We start from the raw sequence: 13,506 nt of genomic DNA on the forward strand, positions 1-13,506 counted from the left end.
TCGTATGGACCAACAACGACTGACTCACCTGCGTCAGCTGGAAGCAGAGAGTATTCATATCCTACGCGAAGTGGCGGCAGAATTTTCCAACCCGGTCATGATGTATTCGATCGGTAAAGATTCTTCGGTAATGTTACACCTCGCCCGAAAAGCGTTCTATCCCGGAAAATTACCTTTCCCGTTATTGCATGTCGATACCGGCTGGAAATTTAAGCAAATGTACGAATTCCGTGACCGCACCGTCAAAGAAATTGGGGCGGAGTTGATCGTGCACCGTAACCCTGAAGGGGTGGCGATGGGGATCAATCCTTTCGTCCATGGCAGTGCTAAACATACCGATATCATGAAAACCGAAGGGTTAAAGCAAGCATTAAACAAATATGGATTTGATGCGGCTTTCGGGGGCGCTCGCCGCGATGAAGAGAAGTCTCGTGCTAAAGAGCGTATTTATTCGTTCCGTGATCGTTTCCATCGTTGGGATCCTAAAAACCAACGGCCAGAGCTGTGGCACAACTATAACGGCCAAATCAATAAAGGCGAAAGTATTCGTGTGTTCCCGCTCTCTAACTGGACCGAACTCGATATCTGGCAATACATCTTTTTAGAGAATATCGAGATCGTTCCTCTTTACTTGGCCGCTGAGCGTCCAGTGTTAGAACGCGATGGCATGTTGATGATGATCGATGACGAGCGCATTGACTTACAGCCGGGTGAAAAAATTGAACAGCGTAAGGTCCGTTTCCGTACCTTAGGATGCTGGCCGCTAACCGGAGCTGTCGAGTCCTCGGCGGAGACGTTACCGGAAATTATTGAAGAGATGTTGGTATCCACGACCAGCGAGCGTCAAGGGCGGGTCATCGATCGCGATCAAGCCGGATCGATGGAAATGAAAAAACGCCAAGGTTACTTCTAAGGATCTGATTATGAATAATGCATTAGCACAACAAATTGCCGATCAAGGTGGCGTTGAAGCCTGGTTGACCGCTCAGCAGCACAAAAGCTTATTAAGATTCTTAACATGTGGCAGCGTCGATGATGGCAAAAGCACCCTGATTGGTCGTCTATTACACGACACCCGTCAAATTTACGAAGACCAGCTCTCTTCACTGCATAACGACAGCAAGCGACATGGTACTCAGGGCGAGAAGCTCGATTTGGCCTTACTGGTCGATGGTTTACAAGCGGAGCGCGAGCAAGGTATCACCATTGATGTCGCTTACCGCTATTTCTCCACTGAAAAACGTAAGTTTATTATTGCCGATACTCCCGGACATGAGCAGTACACTCGGAATATGGCAACCGGCGCATCGACCTGTGATTTAGCCATTCTGTTAATCGATGCGCGTAAAGGCGTACTCGACCAAACGCGCCGCCATAGCTTTATCTCAACGCTGTTGGGGATAAAGCATTTAGTCGTGGCGGTGAATAAGATGGATTTGGTTGACTATAACGAGACGACGTTCAATGAAATTGTTCAGCAATACCTCGATTTTGCAGAGCAATTACCAAAAGACCTCGATATCCGTTTTGTTCCCGTCTCTGCCCTAGAAGGTGAGAATATTGCGGCGAATAGTCAACATATGCCGTGGTACAGCGGTCCGACATTGCTTGAAATTCTTGAAACGGTTGAGGTGAAAAGAGTGGTAGAAGGGCAAGCGATGCGCTTCCCTGTGCAATACGTTAACCGTCCAAACCTTGATTTTAGAGGCTATGCCGGGACAGTGGCATCGGGCACCGTGACAGTTGGACAAGCGATAAAAGTCTTACCGTCGGGTGTGAGCAGCCGTGTGGCGAAGATCACCACGTTCGATGGCGACTTACCTCAAGCCTCTGCAGGCGAAGCTGTGACGTTAGTGTTAGAAACAGAAATTGATATCTCGCGCGGAGATCTCTTGGTTGATGGCGATGCGCAATTAAGCCCGACTCATGCCGCCGAAGTGGATGTGGTATGGATGGGAGAGAACGCATTACAACCGGGCCAAAGTTACCAAATCAAAGTTGCCGGTAAAACGGCGCGTGCGGTAGTCGATGAAATCATTCATCAAGTGAATATCAATACGTTAGCCACCAGTGAGGCGGAGAGTCTACCGCTTAATGCTATCGGACGTGTGGCCTTAACCTTCGATGAGCCATTGATGCTAGACCCTTACGCAGAAAATCCGGTGACCGGCGGTTTAATCTTTATCGATCGCCTGAGTAACGTTACCGTCGGCGCCGGTATGGTCTATCAAACACGCAGTCTTGACGTGGCGCAGTCAACCGGACAATTCAGTGCTTTCGAGCTCGAACTTAATGAGCTGGTCCGTAAACACTTCCCACACTGGGACGCTAAAAATTTACGAGATAGCCTGAAATGAGTCGGCAAGCTGACAATATTGTGTGGCATGAACATGCCGTAACGCCAACAATGCGTGAAACGCTGCACCGCCACCGCGGTGCAGCGATCTGGTTTACAGGACTTTCCGGGTCGGGTAAATCCACGCTATCCGGTGCTGTTGAACAGGCCCTTCATCAATTGGGGATCAGTACCTTTCTTCTCGATGGCGATAATGTCCGCCAAGGTTTATGCCGTGATCTTGGGTTCAGTGATGACGATCGCAAGGAGAATATTCGTCGTATCGGTGAAGTGGCGAAGTTGATGGCTGATGCTGGACTGATTGTCCTGACGGCTTTTATTTCACCGCACCGCAGTGAGCGACAGCTGGCACGTGAATTAATTGGCGAAGAAAGATTTATCGAAATATTTGTCGATACCGCACCTGAAATCTGCGAAGCCCGAGATCCGAAAGGCCTCTATCGCAAAGCGAGAGCAGGCGAAATCAAAGACTTCACAGGGATTGGTTCTGGGTATGAAGCGCCGCTCTCACCTGAGTTACGAGTAGATGGCGAACAATTGGTTACAAAACTGAGCGAGCAGATCATCACTCTGTTACGTGAGCGCGCTATTATCGCAGCTTAACCCTTTAAGGATAAGTTACGATTGCTATGCCAGAGTTGCCAGACCCCGTTATGACGCGCCCCCCGTTACCTAAGGAGTGGCCCTCAACGCTCGTTGCGGGGGGCTGCTTTGGCCTATTTTCTTATTTCCTCGCGATACTTTCCCCCTTCATTGCGTTCGGGGCCAGCGTGCTGTTTTTTTTCCTCTATACTTGGCCTTTCTTTTTGGCTTTATTACCTGTGGCTGTCTTCTCCGGGATGGCGATTTCGGTTTGGCAACAACAGAAGATCTTCTTAACTTTTCTGCTGACATTGCTGCTAGTCAGTGGCAGTTTTTGGGGACTCTTTTATGCATTTGTCGGCTGGTAAAGCGATGGTGAGTTGACTGCGTGGTCTAAAAGTTGTCAGAAAACGCTGACTTGCGACAGGTTACAGTGGAGTCGAACGCTAACTTGTGGGAAGATTAGCGAATCTGTTGGGGGGAAGGATGGGAAAACTCACTTTATTGCTACTTATTTTACTGGGATGGTTACAATACTCATTGTGGCTCGGTAAAAATGGTATCCATGATTACAGTCGCGTCAGCGAAGAAGTTACGCAGCATCAAGATGCTAATGCCAAATTAAAAGCGCGTAACGACCAACTGTTCGCTGAAATTGACGATCTCAACGGTGGTTCTGAAGCCATTGAGGAACGTTCTCGAGATGAGCTCGGGATGATTCGTCCTGGTGAAACCTTCTTTCGCTTAGTGCCTGAACAGAATCGTAACGCCGTAAATAATTCGGCATCAGGACAATAACAACGACGAAAATCAATGATGACAACCGTTTCGACTACGGGAATTATTGCTGTGGTTCCTGCCGCCGGCATTGGCAGCCGCATGCAATCCTCTTGCCCAAAGCAATATCTCTCTATTGGTTCCAAAACTCTTCTTGAACACAGCATTGCAGCGCTAATTGATCATCCAGCGATAAAGCGGGTCATCGTTGCACTGCATCCTGAGGACGACCGTTTTCAACAATTACCCATTGCGCGTGATCCACGCGTCGAGACAGTGGTCGGTGGCGCAACCCGTGCAGAGTCGGTATTAGCGGGCTTAGCGGTCATCACCGATCAAACGGCTTCTTGGGTGTTAGTGCATGACGCCGCGCGGCCTTGCCTCGCCTTTCAAGACCTTGAACGGTTAATTGCCTTGACCCACCATTCGGCGGTAGGAGGCTTATTAGCCACCCCTGTTAAGGATACGATGAAGCGGGCTAAGGCTGGCGGGCAGTGCGTAAAACATAGCGTAGAACGCGTCGATCTTTGGCATGCGTTAACCCCTCAATTATTCCCACTTTCGCTATTGAAACAGTGCTTGCAGCAAGCACTTGAACAAGGCAAAGAGATTACTGATGAAGCCTCGGCCTTGGAATTAGCGGGTTATCAGCCAATACTCGTAGAAGGGCGTAGCGATAATCTAAAAGTGACTCGTCCGGAAGATCTCGCCTTGGCGGGCTTTTATCTTTCTCAAAAAAACCAATAGGAGCATTGTTATGCGTATTGGCCACGGTTTTGATGTACACGCTTTTGGCGGGGAAGGTCCCCTGATTATTGGCGGCGTTCGTATTCCCTTTCCACAAGGTTTTCTTGCCCATTCTGATGGCGACGTTGCCCTCCATGCATTAACCGATGCGCTGCTCGGCGCTGTCGCGTTAGGTGATATTGGTAAACTCTTTCCAGACACCGATCCCGCATTTAAAGGCGCGGATAGCCGCGGGCTCCTGCGTGAAGCTTGGCGTAGAATTCAAGAGAAGGGTTATGCAATAGGCAACGTCGATGTGACCATTATTGCGCAAGCGCCAAAGATGCTGCCGCATATTCCACAAATGCGTATTAATATTGCTGAAGACTTGGGCTGCCATATGGATGATGTCAATGTTAAAGCCACTACCACTGAAAAGCTCGGGTTTACTGGCCGTGGAGAAGGAATCGCCTGTGAAGCTGTCGCATTGCTGGTAAAGGTAGACGGCTAATGGATACGACTCCACTACAATGGTTACTCGGTAAGCCTACCGCGACGGGGGTGATTAAACAGTCAGCAAGTGACTTCCGCGTTATCGAAGATCTTGGTTATACTGCTGATCAGCACGGTGAGCAGTTATTGATTCGGCTACGTAAGACCGGCTGTAATACCCGTTTTGTCGCAGACGCTTTAGCAAAGTATTTAAAGATTCCGGCTCGAGAAGTGAGTTATGCGGGAATGAAAGATCGTCATGCCGTCACCGAGCAGACTTTCTGTGCGCGCTTACCGGGTAAAGAAATGCCAAGCTTTGATCGTTTCGCCTTGGAAGGGGTGGAGATCTTGGAAGTGGCCCGTCACCAACGTAAAGTGCGAATTGGCGGTTTGGCCGGTAACTTTTTCGAACTGGTCGTGCGTGATATCAGCGATATTGCCAGCGTTGAGCAACGCTTAGCCGCCATTGCTCAACAAGGTGTCCCAAACTATTTTGGTGAACAACGTTTTGGTCGAGACCGCCATAACCTGACGCTTGCTGAACAGTGGGCATCGGGTGAAATACGGATTAAAGATCGTACCAAGCGCGGCCTGCTGCTTTCCGCTATACGCAGTGATATCTTTAACCAAGTTACCAGTGCACGTCTGGCGGCACAGTCCAATTTGTCGACGCTTTGGGTGGGAGATTGCGTACAGCTAACCGGACGTGGCAGCTGGTTTGTGGTAAGCGAAGACGAATTTAGCGAAACACAATCCCGTGTACAGCAGGGTGATTTACGCATCACCGCGCCGTTAGTCGGTAAAGGTAACACAGTGGTGACCGGCGCTGCCGCGGACTTCGAACAACAGCAACTAGCGACGCAACAGGCCTTTATCACGCTGCTTTCTACCGAACGTGTCGATGCAGCGCGCCGCGCAATGCTCGTTTGTCCGCGCGATATGACCTGGACATGGCTTGAGGGCCAACATTTACAGCTTAATTTCTGGTTGCCAGCAGGCAGTTTCGCAACCAGTGTCGTGAGAGAACTCGTATTACAGGGAGAAATGATTGAGGATCCTGCTGAGTAATGATGACGGTGTCTTAGCACCGGGTATTCAACGTTTGGCTCAAGCACTGCGTAATGTCGCAGTGGACGTTCGTATTATTGCTCCCGATCGCAACCGCAGTGGGGCATCGAGCGCTTTGACCCTCGATATGCCGCTGCGCACGTATCACCATGAAAATGGCGATATTGCTGTGCAGCAAGGAACTCCCACCGATTGCGTCTATCTCGGCGTCAATTGTTTAATGGCCCCTGCGCCTGATATTGTGATTTCGGGGATTAATGCGGGTCCAAACCTCGGCGACGATGTGATCTATTCAGGCACGGTGGCTGCGGCAATAGAAGGGCGTCACCTGGGCTTACCGGCACTTGCGGTATCGTTAAATGGTACAACCCACTACGACACTGCCGCCGAAGTGACTTGCCAGATTTTGGCTATACTGGCAAAACACCCGCTGCGGTTAAGTCCGGTCTTAAATATCAATGTCCCTGATCTCCCTTTGGCTGAGATTAAGGGCTGGAAAGTGACACGCTGTGGTTATCGCCATCCGGCCAATAAGGTGATCACTCAACAAGACCCGCGTGGTGAAACGCTCTATTGGATCGGGCCACAAGGCAAGCCTCAGGATGCGGGGGAGGGGACGGATTTTGATGCGGTCGAACAAGGCTATGTTTCCATCACTCCTTTAGGTATTGATCTCACTGCATACCCTGCAGTCTCCCAATTATCAGAATGGTTAGGGAATGTTGAGGGCCAAGTCACATGCTAAGTCGGCGTGTAGAGATGTTACTTGATTATTTACGTCAGCATGGCATTGCTGATGAGTCGATATTACGTGCGATTTCACTCGTGCCGCGTGAGCAATTTGTCGATGAGGCATTTGAGCATAAGGCTTGGGATAATAACGCACTGCCTATCGGCTATGGTCAAACGATTTCGCAACCCTATATGGTCGCGAGGATGACCGAACTATTGGGCTTAACACCGTTCTCTCGGGTGCTCGAAATTGGTACGGGTTCAGGTTATCAGACCGCGATTTTAGCCAATTTGGTTGAACACGTTTACTCGGTTGAGCGAATCAAAGGCTTACAGTGGGCGGCCAAACGTCGGCTTAAAAACCTTGATTTGCATAACGTCTCGACACGTCATGGTGATGGTTGGCATGGATGGGTTTCTCGCGGGCCTTTTGATGCCATAATTGTGACCGCAGCGGCGCCAGAGATCCCGCTTGAGCTGGTGGCACAGTTAGCCGATGGGGGAGTGATGGTACTGCCCGTTGGTGAGGAACAGCAATTTTTACAGCGTATCCAACGCATTGGTGAAGAGTTCACCGACGATATGATAGAACCCGTACGGTTCGTCCCGTTAATTCCAGGTGATCTGGCTTAACGTTTTCCTTACATCGTCTCATAGCCTGTCTTGGCGTTGCCTGCTACTATTGGACGATAATTTCATTTAAGTTGTTTACAGTCCGAATGAGGATAGTACAACCAATAGTCGTCAGCCTTATGGGGGAATGAATGAGCAAAGGAAGCAACAGTATCAAGTATCGCCAGATGGCGCTCGCCTCATTGATTGCTGCCACTTTGGCAGGATGTAGTTCAGAGAGTACCGATTCACAAGCCCCAATCACTGCTATTGGTGCCAGTGGCGGAGCACCAGCAGGCTCCACTCAACGTGCCGTTGCGCAGTATCCATCGACATCGTCTACTGTTCAAAGTGCGCCACGCTCAATAGCCACTCAACCCGTACAGGCACCTCAACCGGTGATGCCGGTCCAGTCAAGCCAACCTGTGCAGTCTACACAGCAACCGATCAGCAACCAGCCCGTGACGCTACAAAACGGTAAAATTGTCTATAACCGTAATTATGGGAATATTCCTAAGGGGAGTTATAGCGGCAGCACCTACACTGTTAAGCGCGGTGATACATTATTTTACATCGCATGGATTACTGGTAACGATTTTCGCGATCTTGCACAGAAAAATAGTATCGCAGCCCCTTATAGCTTGAATGCTGGCCAAGTCCTCCAGATTGGTAATGGTGCTGGACAACCCATCACGGGTCCTAATGAAATTAGTAAAGCAGATAACATCTCTACTAATAACAATAGTGCAAATAATGTTGAGAGAACCGTTCCCAAAGAGGTTGCACAACAGCCAATAGTTACGTATTCTGAAGATACTGATGAACAAAGCAGCAATAATTCTGCTCAATCAAGCAGTAAATTATTACCGAGCAAAGCTGCTGCAGCCGGAAGTGCTGCCGCGCCGATTGTGGCGCCGACCACCACTCCGACCGCTAGCAGTACGACCAGTTCAGCGCCAATTACGACGTGGCGTTGGCCGACAAAAGGAAACATTATTGATGGTTTCTCGGCGTCGGAAGGTGGAAATAAGGGCATCGATATTGCTGGCTCTCGTGGCCAAGCAGTAGTTTCTACAGCAGCAGGTAGAGTTGTGTATGCAGGGAATGCATTACGTGGTTACGGTAACCTGATTATCATCAAACATAATGATGATTACCTCAGCGCCTACGCCCACAACGATACGATGTTGGTGAGAGAGCAGCAAGAAGTCACTGCCGGTCAGAAGATTGCTACCATGGGTAGCACTGGGACGAGCTCGGTAAGATTGCACTTTGAAATTCGTTATAAAGGAAAATCCGTCAATCCGTTGCGTTACTTACCGCAGCGATAGATGCAGGGCCTTCTGGCTCTGCTAGGACCAGGAGGCATCAAAATGAGTCAGAATACGCGTAAAGTTGAAGAGTTACATGATATTGACTACGACGATCAAGAGAATGTAGCTTTTGAAGAGCAGAATGCGACCAGCGATTCTAAAGATGATTATGAAATTTCTAGCGCAGAGGAAGAACTCTTCTCGCCGAATTCATCCCAACGGGTCCTGGATGCTACGCAACTTTATTTAGGTGAAATTGGTTTCTCACCGCTGCTTACTGCAGAAGAAGAGATCCTCTTCGCTCGCCGTGCGCTACGTGGGGATGTCGCCTCCCGTCGCAGAATGATCGAAAGTAACCTCCGCTTGGTGGTAAAGATCTCACGTCGCTATAACAACCGTGGCTTACCATTACTCGACCTGATCGAAGAAGGTAACCTGGGGCTGATCCGCGCAGTGGAGAAGTTTGATCCTGAGAAGGGCTTCCGTTTCTCTACTTACGCAACCTGGTGGATCCGTCAAACGATCGAGCGGGCTATCATGAACCAGACGCGTACCATTCGTCTGCCTATCCATATCGTTAAAGAATTAAATGTGTATTTACGTACTGCACGTGAACTGACGCAAGTTCTGGACCACGAGCCAACTGCTGAAGATATTGCACAGAAATTGGATAAGCCAGTCGAGGATGTCAGTCGAATGCTTCGCCTTAACGAACGTATTGCTTCAGTCGATACGCCGATTGGTGGTGATTCAGAAACATCATTACTTGATATGATTTCTGACGATGACGACAATTCGCCAGAGTATACCAACCAAGATAACGATATGAAGCAAAGTATTGTTAAATGGTTGTACGAGCTGAATGCGAAACAACGTGAAGTGTTAGCACGTCGTTTTGGTCTGCTGGGATACGAGCCAGCAACATTGGAAGATGTCGGCCAAGAGATTGGACTTACTCGCGAACGTGTTCGTCAGATTCAAGTTGAAGGTTTACGCCGTCTGCGCGAAATCTTAGAAGGTCAAGGTCTGAGCCTTGATGCACTGTTCTTGTAATTGACCGCTTCGTGAAAAAATAGCCATCGTAAGATGGCTTTTTTTATGTCTAAAATTTATATCAGCGTTTTGAGGCGGTAGATCCATTCCAGCGCTTGGCGAGGGCTAAGCGTATCGGGATCGAGTGTCTCTAACGCTTCGATCGCTGGCGAGGTTTCTTCAACAAGTAGAGACAGTTGATTCGTCTCCGCCCCAGAGACGGGAGCATGAGTCGGCTGAGCCTCCAGTTCACGTAATTTTTGTCGAGCGCGTTTAATTACCTCTTTTGGGACACCGGCTAATGCCGCGACGGCGAGCCCGTAGCTCTTGCTGGCGGCTCCTTCACTGACTGTATGCATAAAGGCAATACTGTCGCCATGTTCCCGGGCGTCGAGATGAACATTCTCGACAGCGGTAAGTTGCTCAGGCAGCGCCGTCAGTTCGAAATAGTGGGTGGCAAACAGTGTCAGTGACTGTAAGCGGCTGGCAAGATTTTCCGCGCAGGCCCAAGCCAGCGATAACCCATCATAGGTTGAGGTGCCTCGACCAATCTCATCCATCAGCACCAAGCTATTGCGAGTCGCATTATTGAGAATATTGGCTGTTTCGGTCATCTCAACCATAAAGGTGGATCGTCCCGAAGCCAGATCGTCGGCGGCCCCTACACGAGTAAAGATCCGATCGATTGGGCCGATCGTCACGGCTTCAGCCGGAACGTAGCTCCCCACCCAGCTCAATAACGCGATTAATGCGGCTTGGCGCATATAGGTGCTTTTACCTCCCATATTAGGACCGGTAATGATAAGCATGCGGCGTTGCGGCTGTAACGTTAAGGGATTAGGAATAAAGGGTTCTTTAAGGACCTGTTCAACCACCGGATGACGACCTTGAGTGATATCGATCCCTGCTTGGTCGGTCAATTGCGGGCAGACATAATGTAAGGCTTCCGCGCGTTCAGCCAAATTGGTCAACACATCCAGTTCCGCTAGCGCGGCAGCACTCTGTTGTAAGTCAGCAAGATGAGGCAACAGTTGATCAAAAAGCTGCTCATAAAGCGCCTTCTCCAAAGCCAATGCTTTACCTTTAGAGGTCAGGACTTTATCTTCATACTCTTTAAGTTCAGGAATGATGTAACGTTCTGCATTTTTGAGGGTTTGACGGCGAACATAGTTAATCGGCACTAAGTGGCTCTGTCCCCGACTGACTTGAATAAAGTAGCCGTGTACCGCGTTATAACCCACTTTTAAGGTATCAATCCCTAACCGATCGCGTTCGCGAATTTCCAAGCGATCAAGGTAGTCTGTTGCCCCTGCCGCTAAGGCTCGCCATTCATCCAACTCTTGATGATAGCCTTCGGCAATCACGCCGCCATCCCGTACTAATACAGGGGGCGTCTCGACGATAGCCTGGTCGAGTAATTCACGAAGTGTGGTAAATTCGCCACTGCGTTCCGCTAATATTTTCAGTGAAGGGCCAGAAGTCTCGGCCAACAGTGCTTGAATATCAGGAAGCTGATGAAAGGCATGGCGCATACGCGCTAAGTCCCTAGGGCGCGCTGAGCGTAACGCTAATCGAGCGAGGATACGTTCCAAGTCACCGATTTGGTGGAGTAGCGGCTGAAGCGATGCGGCTAACGGCTGTAATTCGCTAATTGCCTGCTGACGGGCGGTAATTATCGCGACATCGCGTAGTGGTGTATGCAACCAACGTTTCAGCATCCGGCTGCCCATCGGCGTAACCGTGCGATCAAGTACCGAGGCTAGCGTATTATCGGTCCCCCCCGCGAGATTTTGCGTGATTTCTAAATTTCTACGCGTGGCGGCATCCATGATGATGGTGTCTTGCTGACGTTCCATGGTAATACTGCGTAGGTGTGGCAATGCCGTACGTTGGGTATCTTTAGCGTACTGCAATAGACAACCTGCGGCGGGTAAGGCGAGTAGGGCTTGCTCTACACCAAATCCTTGTAAGTCGCGGGTGCCAAACTGTAAAGTCAGTTGTTGGCGGGCGGTGGAAAGGTCGAATTCCCAGAGCGGACGACGGCGTAGGCCTCGGCGCTGTTCAATCAAATGAAAGGCGGCAAAATCTTCAGGGTAGAGAAGCTCAGCGGGATTGGTGCGTTGTAATTCTGCTGCCAGTGTTTCCTCGCTTTCCGCTTCAGTTAATAGGAAGCGCCCAGAACCAATATCCAGTGTGGCAAAGCCGAAGCCTTTTGGTGTTTGATACACAGCGGCCAGCAGATTATCTTGGCGTTCATTTAATAAGGCTTCGTCGCTAATTGTTCCCGGCGTGACGATACGTAACACCTTACGTTCAACCGGGCCTTTACTCAGCGCGGGATCACCGACTTGTTCGCAAATCGCGACCGATTCTCCCATCTGTACCAGCTTGGCGAGATAACCCTCGACCGCATGATAGGGAACGCCAGCCATCGGAATGGGCTGTCCTGCGGAAGATCCCCGTTTGGTTAATGAGATATCCAGAAGTTGAGAAGCCCGCCGTGCATCATCAAAAAATAACTCATAAAAGTCCCCCATCCGGTAGAACAGTAAGATATCAGGATGCTCAGCTTTCAGGCCGAGATACTGCTGCATCATCGGGGTGTGGGCGGCTAAATTTGCGTTGTCGGTTATAGACATAATCTATCTATTCCATTGAATTTAAATTGAATTATCATTTTGGTTATTATCATTAGGTTTCACGTAGTCTCATAAAAAATTACCAAATCCCGCTTGTTAGTGTAGGTCAGAAATAAAGCCGATACGGGCGAAAATTGAGGTTTGCGTGTTCGGATATCAAGACCTTTTACTACCCTTATACTAGCCCAGTGACCAATAAGCTGTCACAGGTAAAAAGTCGAAATTTTCCATAAACCCTGCCTGCAATGGCCCGTACGAAGTTATAAGAATTCAAGTTCATCAGAGATATAGGGCGCTGTCCGGTGTCTGAGCTGAAAGATGAGAAAAAACGATTATTATAAGAAAGTCAAAAGCCTAAAGCGGCAGTTCTGACAGTTGAAGGGTTGGTTGTGTTGTATCTAACTGAACCGATAGAAGGTCAAAGAACACCTTGAAACGATTCACCACTATGCCAAAGACTTAGATCCTCTGGGCAATAAAGGCTCTATGAGAACTATTGAACGACAAATAGAACAACTCCAATCCAGAACCCAGGCCGTTGCATCATTTAGACGTGCGGTGAGAACACAACTAATAAAACTCGGTGCAGAGGATTATTTAATTGATTGAAGTTTGGATGCAGCTGAGCTGTTTATCTTTCTAATAAGGATATTGCCTGTTAGCCAACCGTTTTATACTTGATGTATTACTTAAAGGGCTTGCCCGATGAGTGAATCTTTTGACAGGGCTTGCAGTGAATTTGCCTAGTAGTTTTGGCAATTGCGCTGAGGGTGCAAACATAAAGCCGCCTTTGCTAATATTCACCGCTATTTCTCGTTCAGTCCACTCGTAGAGGTTACCAAACCAGCGGCGATGCCAGCTCTTTAGTATGGCTACACTGAACTGTCCTTCCGGGAACCGTTCTTCGAAAACAGACTGGTAGAGTTGTTCTAATAGGACAAGTTCCACTTCATCCATTTCATCGGAAGCGGCAATACCCAGTTTATTAGCCAGAACCTGCTCGCCAGAGTCTTTCTCATACTGTCCTTCACTGCTGGATACAGGGCACCGACTCATTGAGATGCTCTATGTTAGTAGAGGGATGGGAAAAGAGGGAGTACTACGCTAGATGAATATAGCAAACAGTACTCTTAAAACAGATAGTTACAAAATCGCAGATTAAAATGTGGTTTTTATT

Annotated in this window: 13 protein-coding genes and 1 pseudogene; 12 read left to right on the forward strand and 2 right to left on the reverse strand. The window is 49.0% G+C overall.

Translation table 11 applies throughout. From position 1 onward, the window contains the following. Positions 1-4: 4 nt before the first annotated feature. The 12 genes from cysD (at position 5) to rpoS (ending at position 9,711) form a co-directional block, all read left to right on the forward strand. The gene (gene cysD, locus HGT71_RS14680) at positions 5-913 is read left to right on the forward strand and encodes a sulfate adenylyltransferase subunit CysD (protein ID WP_048912566.1); all 909 of its coding nucleotides are present in this window, start codon (positions 5-7) and stop codon (positions 911-913) included. A 10-nt stretch (positions 914-923) separates the two neighbouring features. Continuing rightward, positions 924-2,357: a sulfate adenylyltransferase subunit CysN gene (gene cysN, locus HGT71_RS14685; RefSeq protein ID WP_214218426.1), complete on the forward strand. Its 1,434-nt coding sequence runs from the start codon at positions 924-926 to the stop codon at positions 2,355-2,357. Continuing rightward, a complete protein-coding gene (gene cysC, locus HGT71_RS14690) occupies positions 2,354-2,959 on the forward strand; it encodes an adenylyl-sulfate kinase (protein ID WP_214218427.1) in 606 nt (201 codons plus the stop codon). Before cysN ends, cysC begins: the two co-directional genes overlap by 4 nt. Before the next feature lie 50 nt (positions 2,960-3,009). Further along, positions 3,010-3,306 carry a DUF3561 family protein gene (locus HGT71_RS14695; protein WP_214218428.1) on the forward strand — a complete coding sequence of 99 codons (297 nt, stop codon included), beginning with the start codon at positions 3,010-3,012 and terminating at the stop codon, positions 3,304-3,306. 118 nt (positions 3,307-3,424) lie between these two features. Beyond that, on the forward strand, positions 3,425-3,736 hold the full coding sequence (gene ftsB, locus HGT71_RS14700; RefSeq protein ID WP_048912562.1) for a cell division protein FtsB: 312 nt from the start codon (positions 3,425-3,427) through the stop codon (positions 3,734-3,736). Positions 3,737-3,751: 15 nt separating this feature from the next. Beyond that, the gene (ispD, locus tag HGT71_RS14705; protein ID WP_214218429.1) at positions 3,752-4,462 is read left to right on the forward strand and encodes a 2-C-methyl-D-erythritol 4-phosphate cytidylyltransferase; all 711 of its coding nucleotides are present in this window, start codon (positions 3,752-3,754) and stop codon (positions 4,460-4,462) included. Between the two features lie 10 nt (positions 4,463-4,472). After that, positions 4,473-4,952, forward strand: coding sequence for a 2-C-methyl-D-erythritol 2,4-cyclodiphosphate synthase (gene ispF / locus HGT71_RS14710; RefSeq protein ID WP_048912560.1), 480 nt, complete (start codon positions 4,473-4,475; stop codon positions 4,950-4,952). After that, a complete protein-coding gene (gene truD, locus HGT71_RS14715; protein WP_214218430.1) occupies positions 4,952-6,001 on the forward strand; it encodes a tRNA pseudouridine(13) synthase TruD in 1,050 nt (349 codons plus the stop codon). Before ispF ends, truD begins: the two co-directional genes overlap by 1 nt. After that, complete coding sequence (gene surE, locus HGT71_RS14720) at positions 5,982-6,746, forward strand: 5'/3'-nucleotidase SurE (protein WP_099825851.1); 765 nt, start codon at positions 5,982-5,984, stop codon at positions 6,744-6,746. The genes truD and surE overlap by 20 nt, the downstream gene beginning before the upstream one ends. Next, positions 6,740-7,366 (forward strand): protein-L-isoaspartate(D-aspartate) O-methyltransferase, encoded by a 627-nt coding sequence (locus tag HGT71_RS14725; RefSeq protein ID WP_048912557.1) that lies wholly within the window; start codon positions 6,740-6,742, stop codon positions 7,364-7,366. Before surE ends, HGT71_RS14725 begins: the two co-directional genes overlap by 7 nt. Positions 7,367-7,497: 131 nt before the next feature. Next, positions 7,498-8,676 carry a murein hydrolase activator NlpD gene (nlpD, locus tag HGT71_RS14730; protein ID WP_214218431.1) on the forward strand — a complete coding sequence of 393 codons (1,179 nt, stop codon included), beginning with the start codon at positions 7,498-7,500 and terminating at the stop codon, positions 8,674-8,676. Between the two features lie 42 nt (positions 8,677-8,718). Then, the gene (gene rpoS, locus HGT71_RS14735) at positions 8,719-9,711 is read left to right on the forward strand and encodes an RNA polymerase sigma factor RpoS (protein WP_062812130.1); all 993 of its coding nucleotides are present in this window, start codon (positions 8,719-8,721) and stop codon (positions 9,709-9,711) included. Between the two features lie 56 nt (positions 9,712-9,767). Here rpoS and mutS read toward each other — a convergent pair whose 3' ends face one another. Then, a complete protein-coding gene (mutS, locus tag HGT71_RS14740; protein ID WP_214218433.1) occupies positions 9,768-12,329 on the reverse strand; it encodes a DNA mismatch repair protein MutS in 2,562 nt (853 codons plus the stop codon). A gap of 708 nt (positions 12,330-13,037) precedes the next feature. Next, positions 13,038-13,385 (reverse strand): annotated as a pseudogene (locus HGT71_RS14745) (cell filamentation protein Fic); the annotation flags it as partial. Between the last annotated feature and the right edge of the window lie 121 nt (positions 13,386-13,506).

Origin of the sequence: Rosenbergiella epipactidis (assembly GCF_018494055.1) — a bacterium.
In the GTDB taxonomy this organism is placed as follows: domain Bacteria; phylum Pseudomonadota; class Gammaproteobacteria; order Enterobacterales; family Enterobacteriaceae; genus Rosenbergiella; species Rosenbergiella epipactidis.